The sequence below is a fragment of the Streptomyces sp. NPDC048441 genome (assembly GCF_043200235.1).
Taxonomy (GTDB): domain Bacteria; phylum Actinomycetota; class Actinomycetes; order Streptomycetales; family Streptomycetaceae; genus Streptomyces.
Genome location: NZ_JBICXM010000006.1, coordinates 256,982 through 274,998, shown reverse-complemented (window position 1 = coordinate 274,998; position 18,017 = coordinate 256,982). Strand labels below are relative to the sequence as shown.

The 18,017-nt window shown below is 67.5% G+C and carries 11 protein-coding genes; 5 read left to right on the top strand and 6 right to left on the bottom strand.

Annotated features, from left to right (window positions below; translation table 11 throughout):
• The first annotated feature begins 335 nt into the window (after positions 1-335).
• Entirely contained in the window at positions 336-3,821 is a 3,486-nt protein-coding gene (rpoB, locus tag ACGFSB_RS17475) for a DNA-directed RNA polymerase subunit beta (protein ID WP_393399591.1), read from the top strand.
• Between the two features lie 96 nt (positions 3,822-3,917).
• Positions 3,918-7,832 carry a DNA-directed RNA polymerase subunit beta' gene (locus ACGFSB_RS17470; RefSeq protein WP_393399589.1) on the top strand — a complete coding sequence of 1,305 codons (3,915 nt, stop codon included), beginning with the start codon at positions 3,918-3,920 and terminating at the stop codon, positions 7,830-7,832.
• Between the two features lie 95 nt (positions 7,833-7,927).
• On the opposite strand, the gene ACGFSB_RS17465 is transcribed toward ACGFSB_RS17470, so the two are convergent.
• The 6 genes from ACGFSB_RS17465 to ACGFSB_RS17440 form a co-directional block, all read right to left on the bottom strand.
• Positions 7,928-9,130 carry a M48 family metalloprotease gene (locus ACGFSB_RS17465; protein WP_393399587.1) on the bottom strand — a complete coding sequence of 401 codons (1,203 nt, stop codon included), beginning with the start codon at positions 9,128-9,130 and terminating at the stop codon, positions 7,928-7,930.
• Positions 9,131-9,157: 27 nt separating this feature from the next.
• Complete coding sequence (locus ACGFSB_RS17460; protein WP_393399585.1) at positions 9,158-9,676, bottom strand: Pycsar system effector family protein; 519 nt, start codon at positions 9,674-9,676, stop codon at positions 9,158-9,160.
• Entirely contained in the window at positions 9,673-10,737 is a 1,065-nt protein-coding gene (locus ACGFSB_RS17455) for a PE-PGRS family protein (protein WP_393399583.1), read from the bottom strand. Before ACGFSB_RS17455 ends, ACGFSB_RS17460 begins: the two co-directional genes overlap by 4 nt.
• 4 nt (positions 10,738-10,741) lie before the next feature.
• A complete protein-coding gene (locus ACGFSB_RS17450) occupies positions 10,742-12,883 on the bottom strand; it encodes a hypothetical protein (RefSeq protein ID WP_393399581.1) in 2,142 nt (713 codons plus the stop codon).
• A 6-nt stretch (positions 12,884-12,889) separates the two neighbouring features.
• Entirely contained in the window at positions 12,890-13,660 is a 771-nt protein-coding gene (locus ACGFSB_RS17445) for a hypothetical protein (RefSeq protein WP_393399579.1), read from the bottom strand.
• Positions 13,661-13,830: 170 nt separating this feature from the next.
• Positions 13,831-14,550: a Crp/Fnr family transcriptional regulator gene (locus ACGFSB_RS17440; protein ID WP_393399576.1), complete on the bottom strand. Its 720-nt coding sequence runs from the start codon at positions 14,548-14,550 to the stop codon at positions 13,831-13,833.
• 392 nt (positions 14,551-14,942) lie between these two features.
• On the opposite strand from ACGFSB_RS17440, the gene rpsL reads away from it, so the two are divergent.
• From rpsL to fusA, 3 genes are read left to right on the top strand one after another with little or no spacing between them, the layout of a single operon-like run.
• Positions 14,943-15,314: a 30S ribosomal protein S12 gene (gene rpsL, locus ACGFSB_RS17435; RefSeq protein ID WP_003948652.1), complete on the top strand. Its 372-nt coding sequence runs from the start codon at positions 14,943-14,945 to the stop codon at positions 15,312-15,314.
• A 2-nt stretch (positions 15,315-15,316) separates the two neighbouring features.
• The gene (gene rpsG, locus ACGFSB_RS17430) at positions 15,317-15,787 is read left to right on the top strand and encodes a 30S ribosomal protein S7 (RefSeq protein ID WP_055553483.1); all 471 of its coding nucleotides are present in this window, start codon (positions 15,317-15,319) and stop codon (positions 15,785-15,787) included.
• Between the two features lie 38 nt (positions 15,788-15,825).
• On the top strand, positions 15,826-17,952 hold the full coding sequence (gene fusA, locus ACGFSB_RS17425; RefSeq protein ID WP_393399572.1) for an elongation factor G: 2,127 nt from the start codon (positions 15,826-15,828) through the stop codon (positions 17,950-17,952).
• The last annotated feature ends 65 nt before the right edge of the window (positions 17,953-18,017 follow it).

Here is an 18,017-nt window from a genome sequence, read left to right as displayed (position 1 = left end):
CGCAGCGCGCAATTCTCAGGACGCGTCGTCACAACGATCCGTATCCGAGGCATGGATCGACGGCGAAGAGGGCAGTATCGATGCGTTGAGGACGTGGCTTGCCGCAGGTGTTGAGAACAACGAGGGTCTTCCAAAACCCGCACTGGACATCAGTGGGCCTAGTGGCTACACTGACCCTTTGCGCTGCCTGTTAGCTGCCTCCTGCCCGTCACCAGGGGCATGCCCATGCTTGAGCACCGTGGACCGAAATTTCCCTGACCGGGGATTTCTGTCTCTGTGTCCATCTTGGGACCGGTACGCGCGTAGTGAGTCCGAGCCCTCGGAAGGACCCCCTCTTGGCCGCCTCGCGCACTGCCTCGACCGCGAATACGAACAACGGCGCCAGCACCGCCCCGCTGCGCATCTCCTTTGCAAAGATCAGGGAGCCCCTCGAGGTTCCGAACCTTCTTGCGCTGCAGACCGAGAGCTTTGACTGGCTGCTCGGGAATGAAGCGTGGAAGGGTCGTGTCGAGGCGGCTCTCGACAGTGGACAGGACGTCCCCACCAAGTCAGGTCTGGAAGAGATCTTCGAGGAGATCTCTCCGATCGAGGACTTCTCTGGGTCGATGTCCTTGACGTTCCGCGACCACCGTTTTGAGCCTTCGAAGAATTCCATCGACGAGTGCAAGGAGCGCGACTTCACGTTCGCCGCTCCGCTCTTCGTCACCGCCGAGTTCACCAACAACGAGACCGGCGAGATCAAGTCCCAGACGGTCTTCATGGGCGATTTCCCGCTCATGACGAACAAGGGCACTTTCGTCATCAACGGCACCGAGCGTGTCGTCGTGTCGCAGCTGGTCCGTTCGCCGGGCGTCTACTTCGATTCCTCGATCGACAAGACGTCCGACAAGGACATCTTCTCCGCCAAGATCATCCCTTCCCGGGGTGCCTGGCTGGAGATGGAGATCGACAAGCGCGACATGGTCGGTGTGCGCATCGACCGCAAGCGCAAGCAGTCGGTCACCGTTCTGCTCAAGGCTCTCGGTTGGACGACCGAGCAGATCCTCGAGGAGTTCGGCGAGTACGAGTCCATGCGCGCCACCCTGGAGAAGGACCACACCCAGGGCCAGGACGACGCACTGCTCGACATCTACCGCAAGCTCCGTCCTGGCGAGCCGCCGACGCGTGAGGCCGCTCAGACGCTGCTTGAGAACCTCTACTTCAACCCCAAGCGCTACGACCTCGCGAAGGTCGGCCGCTACAAGGTCAACAAGAAGCTGGGTGCGGACGCTCCGCTCGACGCGGGCATCCTCACGGTCGAGGACATCATCGCCTCGATCAAGTACCTGGTGAAGCTGCACGCCGGTGAGACCGAGACCGTTGGTGACAGCGGTACGTCGATCGTCGTCGAGACCGACGACATCGACCACTTCGGCAACCGTCGTCTGCGCAACGTCGGCGAGCTCATCCAGAACCAGGTCCGTACGGGTCTGGCTCGTATGGAGCGCGTCGTGCGTGAGCGGATGACGACTCAGGACGTCGAGGCGATCACGCCGCAGACCCTGATCAACATCCGGCCGGTCGTCGCCTCCATCAAGGAGTTCTTCGGCACCAGCCAGCTGTCGCAGTTCATGGACCAGAACAACCCGCTGTCGGGTCTCACCCACAAGCGCCGTCTGTCGGCGCTTGGCCCGGGTGGTCTCTCCCGTGAGCGGGCCGGCTTCGAGGTCCGTGACGTGCACCCGTCTCACTACGGCCGTATGTGCCCGATTGAGACGCCTGAAGGCCCGAACATCGGTCTGATCGGTTCGCTCGCCTCGTACGGCCGCGTCAACGCGTTCGGCTTCGTCGAGACGCCGTACCGCAAGGTCATCGAGGGCGTCGTCACCGACGACGTCGATTACCTGACGGCCGACGAAGAGGACCGCTTCGTCATCGCCCAGGCCAACGCCGTGCTGGGTGAGGACATGCGCTTCACCGAGTCGCGCGTCCTGGTCCGCCGTCGTGGCGGCGAGATCGACTACATCCCCGGCGACGACGTCGACTACATGGACGTCTCGCCGCGCCAGATGGTGTCGGTCGCGACCGCGATGATCCCGTTCCTCGAGCACGACGACGCCAACCGTGCCCTCATGGGCGCGAACATGATGCGTCAGGCCGTGCCGCTGATCACCGCCGAGGCTCCCCTCGTCGGCACCGGCATGGAGTACCGCTGTGCGGTCGACGCCGGTGACGTGATCAAGGCCGAGAAGGCGGGTGTGGTCCAGGAGGTCTCCGCGGACTACGTCACGGTCACGAACGACGACGGCACGTACACCACGTACCGCATCGCGAAGTTCTCCCGGTCGAACCAGGGCACCTCCGTCAACCAGAAGGTTGTCGTCGACGAGGGCGCCCGCGTGATCGAGGGCCAGGTCCTGGCCGACGGTCCCGCGACCGAAGAGGGCGAGATGGCCCTCGGTAAGAACCTCCTCGTGGCGTTCATGCCGTGGGAAGGCCACAACTACGAGGACGCGATCATCCTGTCGCAGCGCCTCGTACAGGACGACGTCCTCTCCTCGATCCACATCGAGGAGCACGAGGTCGACGCCCGTGACACCAAGCTCGGCCCGGAGGAGATCACCCGGGACATCCCGAACGTCTCCGAAGAGGTCCTCGCCGACCTCGACGAGCGCGGCATCATCCGTATCGGTGCCGAGGTCGTCGCCGGCGACATCCTCGTCGGCAAGGTCACGCCCAAGGGTGAGACCGAGCTGACGCCGGAAGAGCGCCTGCTCCGCGCGATCTTCGGTGAGAAGGCGCGCGAAGTGCGCGACACCTCACTGAAGGTGCCGCACGGTGAGATCGGCAAGGTCATCGGCGTACGCGTCTTCGACCGTGAAGAGGGCGACGAGCTGCCGCCGGGCGTGAACCAGCTGGTTCGTGTCTACGTGGCGCAGAAGCGCAAGATCACGGACGGTGACAAGCTCGCCGGTCGTCACGGCAACAAGGGCGTCATCTCCAAGATCCTTCCGATCGAGGACATGCCCTTCCTTGAGGACGGCACGCCGGTCGACATCATCCTCAACCCGCTGGGTGTCCCGTCCCGAATGAACCCGGGTCAGGTCCTGGAGATCCACCTCGGCTGGCTCGCCAGCCAGGGCTGGGACGTCTCCGGTCTCAGCGAGGACTGGGCGAAGAGCCTGCAGCGCATCGGCGCCGACCAGGTCGCCCCGCGGACGAACGTCGCGACTCCGGTCTTCGACGGCGCCCGTGAGGACGAGCTGACCGGCCTGCTCGAGCACACCGTCCCGAACCGCGACGGCGACCGCATGGTCCTCCCGTCCGGCAAGGCGCGGATGTTCGATGGCCGCTCCGGCGAGCCGTTCCCGGACCCGGTCTCGGTCGGGTACATGTACATCCTCAAGCTCCACCACCTGGTCGACGACAAGCTCCACGCTCGCTCGACCGGTCCGTACTCCATGATCACCCAGCAGCCGCTGGGTGGTAAGGCTCAGTTCGGTGGTCAGCGCTTCGGTGAGATGGAGGTGTGGGCGCTCGAGGCTTATGGCGCCGCTTACGCCCTCCAGGAGCTGCTGACGATCAAGTCCGACGACGTGACCGGCCGCGTGAAGGTCTACGAGGCCATCGTCAAGGGCGAGAACATCCCCGAGCCCGGCATTCCCGAGTCCTTCAAGGTGCTCATCAAGGAAATGCAGTCGCTCTGCCTCAACGTGGAGGTGCTGTCCTCGGACGGCATGTCCATCGAGATGCGCGACACCGACGAGGACGTCTTCCGCGCGGCGGAAGAGCTCGGTATCGACCTGTCCCGGCGCGAGCCGAGCAGCGTCGAAGAGGTCTGACGGGTTGGCCGGCCGGACCTCGTGTCCGGCCGGCTCTCCCCGGACCCGTTCAGACCATGATTGAGACTCGACCCCGAAAGAGGGATTGACGACAAAGTGCTCGACGTCAACTTCTTCGACGAGCTGCGGATCGGCCTTGCCACCGCGGACGACATCCGACAGTGGTCCCACGGCGAGGTCAAGAAGCCGGAGACCATCAACTACCGCACGCTCAAGCCCGAAAAGGACGGACTCTTCTGCGAGAAGATCTTCGGTCCGACCCGGGACTGGGAGTGCTACTGCGGTAAGTACAAGCGTGTCCGCTTCAAGGGCATCATCTGCGAGCGCTGCGGCGTCGAGGTAACTCGCGCCAAGGTGCGTCGTGAGCGGATGGGCCACATTGAGCTGGCCGCGCCTGTCACGCACATCTGGTACTTCAAGGGCGTCCCGTCGCGCCTCGGCTACCTGCTTGATCTCGCTCCGAAGGACCTCGAAAAGGTCATCTACTTCGCGGCGTACATGATCACGTTCGTGGACGAGGAGCGCCGCACGCGTGACCTGCCCTCCCTGGAGGCGCACGTCTCCGTGGAGCGTCAGCAGGTCGAGAACCGTCGCGACTCCGACCTCGAAGCCCGCGCCAAGAAGCTCGAGACCGACCTGGCCGAGCTTGAGGCCGAGGGCGCCAAGGCCGACGTACGCCGCAAGGTGCGCGAAGGTGCCGAGCGTGAGATGAAGCAGCTGCGCGACCGTGCGCAGCGCGAGATCGACCGTCTCGACGAGGTGTGGAACCGCTTCAAGAACCTCAAGGTCCAGGACCTGGAGGGTGACGAGCTGCTCTACCGCGAGCTGCGTGACCGTTTCGGCACGTACTTCGACGGTTCGATGGGTGCCGCTGCTCTGCAGAAGCGCCTTGAGTCGTTCGACCTGAATGAGGAAGCCGAGCGGCTTCGCGAGATCATTCGTACCGGCAAGGGCCAGAAGAAGACCCGTGCGCTCAAGCGCCTCAAGGTCGTCTCCGCGTTCCTGCAGACCAGCAACAGCCCCAAGGGCATGGTGCTCGACTGCGTGCCGGTCATCCCGCCGGACCTGCGTCCGATGGTGCAGCTGGACGGTGGCCGCTTCGCGACCTCCGACCTGAACGACCTGTACCGCCGCGTGATCAACCGCAACAACCGCCTGAAGCGACTCCTTGACCTCGGCGCCCCCGAGATCATCGTGAACAACGAGAAGCGCATGCTTCAGGAGGCCGTCGACGCGCTCTTCGACAACGGCCGTCGTGGTCGCCCGGTCACGGGCCCCGGCAACCGTCCGCTGAAGTCGCTGTCCGACATGCTCAAGGGCAAGCAGGGTCGTTTCCGTCAGAACCTTCTCGGTAAGCGTGTGGACTACTCCGCGCGTTCCGTGATCGTCGTCGGCCCGCAGCTGAAGCTGCACCAGTGTGGTCTGCCGAAGGCCATGGCTCTGGAGCTCTTCAAGCCGTTCGTGATGAAGCGCCTGGTCGACCTGAACCACGCGCAGAACATCAAGAGCGCGAAGCGCATGGTCGAGCGCGGCCGGACCGTCGTGTACGACGTTCTGGAAGAGGTCATCGCCGAGCACCCGGTTCTGCTGAACCGTGCGCCGACGCTGCACCGCCTCGGCATCCAGGCCTTCGAGCCGCAGCTGGTCGAGGGCAAGGCCATCCAGATCCACCCGCTCGTCTGCACCGCGTTCAACGCGGACTTCGACGGTGACCAGATGGCCGTGCACCTGCCGCTTTCGGCAGAGGCGCAGGCCGAGGCCCGCATCCTGATGCTGTCCTCGAACAACATCCTGAAGCCGGCAGACGGCCGCCCCGTCACCATGCCGACCCAGGACATGGTCCTCGGCCTCTTCTTCCTCACGACTGACGAGGAAGAGCGCAAGGTCATCGGTGAGGGCCGTTCGTTCGGTTCCTCCGCCGAGGCGACCATGGCGTTCGACGCCAAGGAGCTCTCGCTCCAGGCGAAGGTCGACATCCGCTTCCCGGTGGGCACCATCCCGCCGCGCGGCTGGACCCCGCCGGTCGGCGAAGACAGCGACGACGCCGTCGGGGGAGATGCCTACCAGCAGGGCGACAGCTTCCGGCTGCGTACGACCCTGGGCCGCGCGCTCTTCAACGAGCTGCTGCCCGAGGACTACCCGTTCGTCGACTACTCGGTGGGCAAGAAGCAGCTCTCCGAGATCGTCAACGACCTGGCCGAGCGCTACCCCAAGGTCATCGTGGCGGCGACGCTCGACAACCTGAAGGCGGCGGGCTTCTTCTGGGCGACCCGTTCCGGTGTCACCGTGGCCATCTCCGACGTCGTGGTCCCCGAGGCCAAGAAGGCGATCGTCGCTGGCTACGAGGCGCAGGACGAGAAGGTCCAGAAGCAGTACGAGCGCGGTCTGATCACCAAGGACGAGCGCACGCAGGAGCTCATCGCGATCTGGACCAAGGCGACCAACGAGGTTGCCGAGGCGATGAACGCGAACTTCCCCAAGACGAACCCCATCTTCATGATGGTTGACTCGGGTGCCCGAGGAAACATGATGCAGATGCGTCAGATCGCCGGTATGCGTGGTCTGGTGTCGAACGCGAAGAACGAGACGATCCCGCGCCCGATTAAGGCATCGTTCCGCGAGGGTCTGTCCGTCCTCGAGTACTTCATCTCGACGCACGGTGCTCGTAAGGGTCTTGCGGACACGGCTCTCCGTACCGCTGACTCCGGTTACCTCACCCGTCGTCTGGTCGACGTCTCTCAGGACGTCATCATTCGCGAGGAGGACTGCGGCACCGAGCGCGGTCTGAAGCTCAAGATCGCGGTCAAGGGCGAGGACGGTGTGCTCCGCAAGACGGAGAACGTTGAGACCTCGGTGTACGCCCGCATGTTGGCCGAGGACGTCGTCATCGACGGCAAGGTCATCGCGCCGGCGAACGTCGACCTCGGTGACGTCCTCATCGACGCCCTGGTCGCCAACGGCGTCGAGGAGGTCAAGACCCGTTCGGTCCTGACCTGCGAGTCCGCGGTCGGCACCTGTGCCTTCTGCTACGGCCGTTCGCTCGCCACCGGCAAGCTGGTCGACATCGGTGAGGCGGTCGGCATCATCGCCGCCCAGTCCATCGGTGAGCCCGGCACGCAGCTGACGATGCGTACGTTCCACACCGGTGGTGTGGCCGGTGACGACATCACGCAGGGTCTGCCCCGTGTCGTCGAGCTCTTCGAGGCTCGTACGCCCAAGGGTGTCGCCCCGATCTCGGAGGCGGCCGGCCGCATCCGTATCGAGGAGACCGAGAAGACCAAGAAGATCGTCGTCACGCCGGACGACGGCAGCGACGAGACTCCCTTCCCGATCTCGAAGCGTGCCAAGGTCCTCGTGCGTGAGGGTGACCACGTCGAGGTGGGCCAGAAGCTCACCTTCGGTGCCACCAACCCGCACGACGTGCTGCGGATCCTCGGTCAGCGCGCGGTCCAGGTCCACCTGGTCGGCGAAGTCCAGAAGGTCTACAACAGCCAGGGCGTGTCGATCCACGACAAGCACATCGAGATCATCATCCGGCAGATGCTGCGCCGCGTGACGATCATCGAGTCCGGCGACGCTGAACTGCTGCCGGGCGAGCTCGTCGAGCGCTCGAAGTTCGAGACCGAGAACCGTCGCACGGTCACGGAAGGCGGCCACCCGGCCTCCGGCCGTCCGCAGCTGATGGGTATCACCAAGGCCTCGCTGGCGACGGAGTCGTGGCTGTCCGCGGCTTCCTTCCAGGAGACGACCAGGGTCCTGACGGACGCGGCGATCAACGCCAAGTCCGACTCCCTGATCGGCCTCAAGGAGAACGTCATCATCGGTAAGCTCATCCCGGCCGGTACGGGTCTCTCCCGCTACCGCAACATCCGGGTGGAGCCGACCGAGGAAGCCAAGGCTGCGATGTACTCGGCCGTCGGTTACGACGACATCGACTACTCGCCCTTCGGCACGGGCTCCGGCCAGGCTGTTCCGCTGGAGGACTACGACTACGGGCCTTACAACCAGTAGGCGTTGCTTGCCAGTCGCTTGAGTTGAACTGAAGGGCGCTCACTCCGTTTCGTACGGGGTGGGCGCCCTTCGGCGTTGCCGGAAGGCGGCCCGGGTCAGGCCCTCGGCTGGAGGTACGGCTGTAGATGGTGCAGGCGTGTGTGGTACTCCGGGTGCGAGGCGAGCAGCCTGGCCAGGGATTCCTGCTTCGGCTGGGCGTTGTGGCCGGCCGGGAGTGCCGCGTGCTCGGCGTGTTCCATCTGACCGAGGACCTCGATGAGCATCGGTGCGAAGCCCAGGGCGGCTGCCTGCTGGTCGGCGCGGAGTTCCGCGCGGCGGCCCACCGCGGCGATGGCGTACGGCATGACGAGGATCAGCAGTGGCAGGCAGTACAGCGTCTGTACGGTGACGAACACGAGGCTGCCGAAGAGCAGGACCAGCAGGCCCGCGCCGAAGCAGGACAGGCAGCCGGAGACCTTGCGGATGCCGGTGGCGGTGCCGCGCACCACGCGCCAGGCGAGGCGGCCGGGGAGTGCGTACCAGTAGCCGAGCAGGGACGACCAGGAGTGGCCGCCGATGTGGTGGCCCAGCTCGTGCGCCAGGACGGCGGCGAGCTGTCCCGAGGGCAGCCGGTTCACGGCGAAGCGGGTCACGCCGACGATGTGCCCGGCGGCGGCGACCGCGTTCAGGTCGTCGCTGTCCTCGATCCACAGCTGGTAGGTACGTCCTTCGACGCCCGCGCGTGCGGCGACCTCGTGCCACACCGGTTCGAGGCGGGCACGCTCCTGCGGGGTCGGGTAGCGCAGCCGCAGCAGGTGGCGGGCGATGACGCCCTCCGCGGCGTGGTTGAAGATGAGCAGTCCGCTCAGGAGCCAGAGCAGGACGAGGATCAGCCCGATGCCGCCGAGGAACGCCGCGACCATGCCGACGATCAGCAGGCTGCAGAGGAAGTTCGGCACATGCAGCAGCAGACCGCCGATGGCGGCGGCGTCGGCACCGCGCTGGTGCTCGGCGAGGTGGACGCGGCGCTGGTCGAGGTTGAGCTCGTGGGGGTGGGGCGGCGGGGCCTGGAAGTGGGAGGTCTGGGGGGCGCTTGGTGGCTGCTGTTGGTGTTGGTGTTGATGGGGGAATTGAGGGGGTTGGGGCTGTTGGGGGTACGCGGGGGCAGTCGGCCCGCCGGGGTACTGGGGTTCCGGAGTGGATGGAGGAGCGGTGGGCTGACCCGTCGGGTACTGCGGTGCCTGGGGGTAGGTGGGTGGCTGTGCGGGGCCGGTGGGGTACTCCGGCTCCGGTTGGGGGGACGGCGGTGGTTGCGTCATGGGGATCCTCGGTCGGGTGGGGACGGCTCAGCCGGTGAGCAGAGAGGCTGGTATCAGGGCGGTGCCGGCGCAGAAGGCGATCAGTCCGCCGCGGACCCACTGGTGCTTGCGGGCGGCGATGCCGCTGGTGTGCTCCAGGGCCGCGAGCAGCGCGGGACCTGGGTCCCGCGCGGTGTCGGCGAGGGCGTCCGTCAACTGCCCGGCGCGGGCGGCATGCTGGATGTCACCGAAGTAGGTGAGGGGCCTGCCCGGTGTCCATGGGGTGCCGCTGTAGCGCGGCAGCACGGCCATCAGCAGGCAGAACAGGGCGAGGGCCAGGCTGAGCGCGCCGGCCCACCACAGGGCCGTGCCCGGCGGGCCGAGGCGGCCCGGCGTCCACTCGCTGCTCGCGAGGCGCCCGCTGGAGACACCCCCGGTCAGGCCGAGCGCGGCGACCAGGACGGACGCCTTGGTGTCGGCTCGGCCGATCTCGGCGCGGAGGTCGGCGAGCAGCCGTTCCCCGGCTTCCGTGCGGGTGTGCGTGGGCGCCGGTCCGGTGGATGTCACTGCCCGCGGTCCTCGGGTTCCTGCGCCTTGTCCAGCGTGCCGCCGTCCGCCGCGGGAGCCGGCGGTGTGGGCGGCGCGGGAGGTTGCTGGGCGGCGCCGGGAAGCCGCTGGTTGAGGATGTCGTTGGCCACCTGCATGGCCAGGCGCTGGGGCTGCTCCTTCTGGTAGTCCTCCAGTTCGTCGCTGTTGAGCAGCTGCTTGGCCATCTCCTTCTGGTCCTGGACCATCTGGCGCTGGTCGCTGAGTACGTGTTCCGCGACGAGCTGGGTGTCTTCGGGATGCCGGGAGAGGTGCAGCGCCAAGGCCGCGGACCCACCCTGTTGCAGGTGGTACCTGTAGAAGTCGATCTTCTGGGTGTTGATCTCCTGGAGCTGCTTGGTCCGCAGCACCTCCAGTTCGTGGTCCTGGTGCTGTGCCCGCATTCGCAGTGCGTGCTGCGGGTCGAGGAGTTCACCGGCGTACCGGATGTCCCGCAGCTGTCTGCGGTGCGCGATCGCGGCCTCGTCGAGCCGCAGCCGCACCGCGCAGCCGACGCGCAGGCCGACGGCGGAGGCGAAACCACCGGGCACGGAGTCGACGGCGCGCTGCACGGCGGACTCAGCCGCCGGGCTGTGCTCGATGGAGTGGCCACGGGTGAGGGGGCGCGCGAGTTGCTCCAGCTCGCCGCGCAGCCGACTGGGGACGTTGCGCTCGCCGCTCATCACGTACTGCGTGGGATCGCCGACCTGCCAGCTCAGGTCGGCGCTCGCGGAGAAGACGAAGGCGTCGTCGTCGCTGGGCAGTTCCAGGTCGAGATGGACGGTGTGCAGGCCCATGTCCACCTCGTACACCGCTGTGTACCGCCGGGAGGCGGCGTCCCCGCGGGTGGGACGGTACGGCGGGACGAAGGCGTCGTACGTTCCGTCGGCCGTGGCGAAGACCAGGGCGTGGTCGATCCCGGTGGTCGGGCGGCGGGCGAACTCGAAGCGGGAGATAGGCCGCACGGTCAGCACGGGGTCGATCAACTGCGAGTGCCGGTCGACCTGTTGCTGCCACTCGGGCGGGCGGCGGAAGTCCGCCATGGGCTCAACTCCTAGGTGAAGGGGATGTCAGTACGGTCAGCAGGCGACCGGCGGCCTCGGGCGGCGGCCCGCCCCGCTCGCCCGGCGCGGTGCGCAGCAGATGGCTGAGCCGGGACAGGTCCTCGCCGCTGGCGACGAGCTGCGGGAGCAGGGTGGCGAGGGCGAACTCGGTCTCGGGGTGCCGTTCGGCTTCGTAAAGCCAAGAACGCAGCGCGTCGAGGGTGGCCCGCGTGTGCGTGCGGTCGTTCAGCCCCAGGCGCCAGAGCGTGGCCAGGTCGCGGATGCCGTCGGGGTTGCGCACCCCTTCCGCCGCGAACCAGGCGAGCACTCCGTCCTCGTCGGTGTGCGTGCAGGCCGTGACGAAGGAGGAGAGCACGAAGGAACGGATGGCGGGCGACTCCTGGCGGCCGAGCGCGGCCAGCGAACCCAGCATCTCGGCGCGGTCCCCCGCAGCCAGGAGCAATGCCGCCGACTGGGCCAGCTGGCCCTGCTCGTAGTCGCTGCTCGCGTCGGACCGGGCGCGGCCCGCGAGTGCGTCGAGGGCGGCCGACGCCTGGTCGGGGCTGAGCGGCGCGAGCAGGGCGTAGCCGCGGATCGCCGTCCAGCGGCGGGCGTAGTGCCGGTCGGTGCACCACTGGGCGAGGATGCGCGGGACGGCAGGGACACCGAGGAGGTGGGCCAGGGTCAGCGCGTTCGCGGCGATGAGACGGGGCGCGAAGGCGCGCGTGGTGGCCCAGCCGTCGATGAGCTGGGCCATGGCCGATGGCAGGTCGGCGGTGGCGAGCAGCGCGGTGCAGGCCGCGGCCCGGGTGCGTACGACGGGCCGGGGATCGGCGGCGAGCTGCTTGATCCAGCGGACCAGGGCGGGCCGCGCGGACGGCTGCCCGGTCCACACCTCCTCGAGCAGGACGCGGGCGGTGCGCGGGTCCTCGTACTCGGCCATCAACTGGGGGACGGGGCCCCACTCCGTGGCTTCGTTCTCCTCGTAGCCGCGGGCGCGGGCCAGGCGGAGGCGCTCGGCGGGGGAGGAGCCGAAGACCGGGATCCGCGCGGTCTCCTGCGGAGTCTCGGTCAGCTGGAGCTCCGCGAAGAGCCGGTCACCGAGCTCGGCGGCGAGCGTGTACGGCGCCTGGTCGAAGACCGCGAGGGAGATCAGGAAGGCCTTGTCGCGCAGGCCGGTCGCGGCATCGTCGAACCACTGCCGCACCTGCCGTTCGACCGTGGCCCGGCTGAATCCCGCGAGCTCGTCCAGCGACACGCCGCCGCGGTGGAAGTCGGCGAGCCGCTCGGCGAAGGCGGCAAGCTCCTGCGGCCGGTGGTCGTGGGCGAGGAAGTCGCGCACCACGTCAAGACCGGACACCTCGTCGGCGCCGCTCCTGCCGAGCAGGTGGCCGAGGTGGTTGTAGAGGATGTCGACGGCCTGGGGCGGCTCCCAGCGCTCGGTTCCGACGCCGTGCAGTGCCGCGGTCCGCTCGGCCGTCACGACGAGATAGCCGTCTCGTTCCCGCAGCCGCTCCCGCGCGGCGAGGACATGATGCTCGCGCAGCGGCCGCCCCCTGCTGAGGGCGAGCTCGCACAGTACGTGCCCGTGCGCCCCGGTGATCTGGTCCGGTATGGCGGCGGGCGACACATCGGGGTCCAGGGCGCGCACGGAACGCACGCCTACCCGGTGCAGCAGCATCAGGGCGGCGGCGCGGCGCCCGGTGGAGTGTGCCCCGGTGAGGACCACCACCCGCTCCCGGGAGAGCCGCTCGAGCGCAGGGGCGAAGGAGCCGCTCTCGGCGAAGACCGCGGCGAGGCGGTCGAGTTCGGCGCGCGGGATCTCGCCGGACGCGTGGCGGGGCCCCGCGGGGCCGTGGTGGTGGTGCTCGGTCTTGCCGCCCATGAAGACATCGCCGGCGACCTGACCGCCGGACACCCCGTGCTGGCTGCCGCCGACCAGGGAGCCGCCGAACGCGGCCGAGGCGCCGAGGATGAACTCCGGTGCGTGCTCGATGAGTTCGCGCCGCGCCGCATGGGCCTCCTGTGGCTCGTCCGGCTGCTCCGGCTGGCCGTCCGGAGCGCCCTGGGGCGGTGCCGCGCCGCCCTCGGCGTCCGGGGCGGGGGGCCGCTCCCGGCCCGCCTGCTGTTCCGCGTACGCGGTCATGCGTCCTCACCGCTCCGCGTACCGCCGAGGTGGACGTCGCCGTGCACGGTCCCGCCGGACACCCCGTGCTGGTCGCCGCCGACCAGGCTGCCGCCGAAGCTCGGTGAGCCGCCGTTGAAGGTGAAGGCGGTGCCGCCAGGGCGGGGGGCGGCCTCCTGCCCCGGCCCCCCTCTCACAGTGGTCCTGGTCCTGGTCCTGATGCGGGCCCGGCACCGGCCCGTGCAGCCACGCCTCCAGCGTCCCGTTCTTGCTCTCGACCCTGACGGCGTGGAAGCCGTCCGCCGGTACGCCCGGACGGTCGTGCCGCACGATCCCGGCGTACACGCTCTGTGAGACGCACAGCGCGAAGTCGTCCGTGCGCTCCCGCAGCGCCGCCCGGAGGACCTCGGCGTCGAGCAGCCGGCAGGCGTGGTTGAGGTCGGAGCCGACCCAGCCGTCGAGCTCGTCCACCGCCACGTACCCCGTCGCCAGCACGGCCCGCAGTCTGATCTGCGCGGAGCTGGACGCCATCCGGTTCACCGCGCGCAGCTGCGCAGGCACCTCGGTGAGCAGGGCGCGGAGCAGCGCGGTCAGCGAGGCGTTGGCGTCGATCAGCTCCATCACGCTGTCACCGCGGTCCGCGCGGAGCCGCAGCGTCTCCTCGATGCCCGCGTTCTCCAGGGCGCGATCGGTGATGTCGTAGAGCATGCGCCGCAGATAGGCCTGCTCCACGTCGTCCCGGTCGCTGTACTTCTCGATGTCGAGCAGCAGGATGGTGCGGCTCACGGGGTCGGTCATGGTCGCCCTTCAGGTGGGGGATCCGTACTGACCAGCAGCGTGGTGGTGCGGCGCTCCCCGTGGTGAGGGCGGATGACGCACTCGAAGTGTGACCGTGTGCACAGAGTCACTTTGGGGGAGTGCCTTGTCGCTGAGGGTTACACGTGTACGGAGGGGACATAGGGTGCGGACTACAAGGGCCCGGCGTGGCCCTCGCGGGCGATCTTCCGCAGGACGTCGGGGCGCAGGATCACCAGCTCGCGCCGCCCGGTGGCCACGGCTTCGCGGTTCCGCAGCTCCTTGAGCAGCCGCTGCACCATCTCCCGGGACGCGCCCACGGATCCGGCGAGCTCCTGTTTGCTCAGCGGCACCGCGAGTTCGATGCCTTCGTCGGTACGTCGCCCATGAGTGCGGGCCAGGTCGAGCAGCAGCGCGGCGAAGCGCTCCCGTACGGTCATCGACGCGAACTCCAGACGGCGCCGGTCGGCGGCCCGTGTCCGGTCGGAGGTGAGCCCGAGCAGGGCGAAGGAGGCCGTGGGGGAGCGGGCGAGGAAGCCGGTGAACTGCTGAAGCTGGACGGCCACGGCCCGCACCGGTTCGAGCGCGGTGACGGTCGCGGAGCGCGGGCGCCCGGTCAGCGCGGCGGACTCGCCGACGATGTCTCCCGGGCCGCGCAGGGCGAGCAGCGCCTCGTAGCCGTTGGCTGCGGACGCCGTCACCTTGGTCCAGCCGTTCAGGATCAGCAGGATGTGCGAGGACGGCTCGTTCTGGTGGATCAGGGGTGCGCGCGCCGCGAACGGCAGTGTGCTGCCCAGCGCGAGCAGTGCGGAGCGGTCCTCACGCTCCAGTCTGGCGAGGAACGGCACCCGGTCGTCGAGGCCGCCGTCGCCGGGTGTCTGCGCGGCTGTCATGTGCGCCCCCGATCATCAAGCTGACCGATGAACGTAGTGAAGGCGGCCGTCGTGCGAGCGGGAACGGCTGAAAGCGATGGCCCTCGCGCTTCGAACGGCTGGATCGCGTCAGAAGCGCCCAGCTGAAGGGCCGAAAAGCCCGGCGTGTCGCCCCCCACCGCATTTGTTTTGACCAACCCCGATGAGGTAGGTACGCTCAGACCTTGTGCCTGGGGTGTGCCTGGGCTCGCGCGCGTGTCCTCAACCGCATCGTGAGTCCGTCAACGGCCACCGTGATCTGCGCCCCTCTTCGCCTTCCGGCGGGAGTCTGCAGCATTCGACACACCCGACCGCGTGGGTCGGCGACGTTCCAGGTTAGTTTTACTATTCGGCACACAGAAACCGGAGACGTAGTGCCTACGATCCAGCAGCTGGTCCGGAAGGGCCGGCAGGACAAGGTCGAGAAGAACAAGACGCCCGCACTCGAGGGTTCGCCCCAGCGCCGCGGCGTCTGCACGCGTGTGTTCACGACCACCCCGAAGAAGCCGAACTCGGCACTCCGTAAGGTCGCGCGTGTGCGTCTGACCTCCGGGATCGAGGTTACGGCCTACATTCCGGGTGAGGGACACAACCTGCAGGAGCACTCCATCGTGCTCGTGCGTGGTGGCCGTGTGAAGGACCTGCCGGGTGTTCGTTACAAGATCATCCGCGGCTCCCTTGACACCCAGGGTGTCAAGAACCGCAAGCAGGCCCGCAGCCGCTACGGCGCCAAGAAGGAGAAGTAGAAATGCCTCGTAAGGGCCCCGCCCCGAAGCGCCCGGTCATCATCGACCCGGTCTATGGATCCCCTCTGGTGACTTCCCTCATCAACAAGGTGCTGCTGAACGGCAAGCGCTCCACCGCCGAGCGCATCGTCTACGGCGCCATGGAGGGCTTGAAGGAGAAGACCGGTAACGACCCGGTCATCACCCTCAAGCGCGCGCTCGAGAACATCAAGCCGACCCTCGAGGTCAAGTCCCGCCGTGTTGGTGGCGCCACCTACCAGGTGCCGATCGAGGTCAAGCCCGGTCGCGCCAACACGCTCGCGCTGCGCTGGCTCGTGGGTTACTCCCGCGCCCGCCGCGAGAAGACGATGACCGAGCGTCTGCTCAACGAGCTTCTCGACGCTTCGAACGGCCTCGGTGCGGCCGTCAAGAAGCGCGAGGACACCCACAAGATGGCCGAGTCCAACAAGGCCTTCGCGCACTACCGCTGGTAGTCACCACCCACATCGAGACCGAGAGAAGACTGAGCCTTATGGCCACCACTTCGCTTGACCTGGCCAAGGTCCGCAACATTGGGATCATGGCCCACATCGACGCGGGCAAGACGACGACCACTGAGCGGATCCTGTTCTACACCGGTGTGTCGTACAAGATCGGTGAAGTCCACGATGGCGCAGCCACCATGGACTGGATGGAGCAGGAGCAGGAGCGTGGCATCACGATCACCTCTGCTGCCACCACCTGTCACTGGCCGATGAACGACGTCGACCACACCATCAACATCATCGACACGCCGGGCCACGTCGACTTCACCGTCGAGGTGGAGCGTTCCCTTCGTGTGCTCGACGGTGCTGTGACGGTGTTTGACGGCGTCGCCGGCGTCGAGCCCCAGTCCGAGACCGTCTGGCGTCAGGCGGACCGCTACGGCGTGCCGCGTATCTGCTTCGTCAACAAGCTCGACCGTACGGGTGCCGAGTTCCACCGCTGCGTCGACATGATCGTCGACCGCCTCGGTGCGACCCCGATCGTCATGCAGCTGCCCATCGGCGCAGAGGCTGACTTCAAGGGTGTCGTCGACCTCGTCACGATGAAGGCCTTCGTCTGGTCCGCTGAGACCAAGATGGGCGAGGCGTACGACATCGTCGACATCCCGGCGACGCACACCGAGGCCGCTGATGAGTGGCGCGGGAAGCTCCTCGAGGCTGTCGCCGAGAACGACGAGCAGATGATGGAGCTGTACCTCGAGGGCAAGGAGCCCTCCGAGGAGCAGCTGTACGAGGCGATCCGTCGCATCACCATCGCCTCCGGCAAGGGCGGCGACACCACCGTCACCCCCGTGTTCTGCGGCACCGCGTTCAAGAACAAGGGCGTCCAGCCCCTGCTCGACGCGGTCGTGCGTTACCTGCCTTCCCCCCTGGACGTCGAGGCCATCGAGGGCCACGACGTCAAGGACCCCGAGGTCATCGTCAAGCGCAAGCCTTCGGACGAGGAGCCGCTTTCGGCTCTCGCGTTCAAGATTGCGAGCGACCCGCACCTCGGCAAGCTCACCTTCGTCCGGATCTACTCCGGTCGCCTCCAGGCCGGCACCGCGGTGCTGAACTCGGTCAAGGGCAAGAAGGAGCGCATCGGCAAGATCTACCGAATGCACGCGAACAAGCGTGAGGAGATCGAGTCGGTGGGCGCCGGTGACATCGTCGCCGTCATGGGCCTGAAGCAGACCACCACCGGTGAGACGCTGTGTGACGACAAGAAGCCGGTCATCCTGGAGTCCATGGACTTCCCGGCGCCGGTCATCGAGGTCGCCATCGAGCCCAAGTCCAAGGGTGACCAGGAGAAGCTGGGTGTAGCCATCCAGCGGCTCTCGGAGGAGGACCCCTCCTTCCAGGTCCACTCGGACGAGGAGACCGGCCAGACCATCATCGGTGGTATGGGCGAGCTTCACCTCGAGGTGCTCGTCGACCGCATGAAGCGCGAGTTCCGCGTCGAGGCGAACGTCGGCAAGCCCCAGGTCGCGTACCGCGAGACGATCCGCAAGACCGTCGAGCGTCATGACTACACCCACAAGAAGCAGACCGGTGGTACCGGTCAGTTCGCCAAGGTGCAGATCGCGATCGAGCCCATCGAGGGCGGCGAGGCGTCGTACGAGTTCGTGAACAAGGTCACCGGTGGCCGTATCCCGCGGGAGTACATCCCGTCGGTGGACGCCGGTGCGCAGGAGGCCATGCAGTTCGGCATCCTGGCGGGCTACGAGATGACTGGCGTCCGCGTCACGCTTCTCGACGGTGGCTACCACGAGGTCGACTCCTCCGAGCTCGCCTTCAAGATCGCCGGTTCGCAGGCCTTCAAGGAGGCCGCGCGCAAGGCAAGCCCCGTGCTGCTCGAGCCGATGATGTCCGTTGAGGTCACCACGCCCGAGGACTACATGGGCGACGTCATCGGCGACATCAACTCCCGCCGTGGTCAGATCCAGGCCATGGAGGAGCGCAGCGGCGCTCGCGTCGTGAAGGGCCTCGTGCCCCTCTCGGAGATGTTCGGCTACGTCGGAGACCTCCGCAGCAAGACGTCGGGTCGCGCAAGCTACTCAATGCAGTTCGACTCCTACGCCGAGGTTCCGCGGAACGTCGCCGAGGAGATCATCGCGAAGGCCAAGGGCGAATAACTCAACCGAGTTCACGCTTTAGGCTTGACTCCGGAGTCTCTGGGGCATTCCGACCCTCTTCGGGT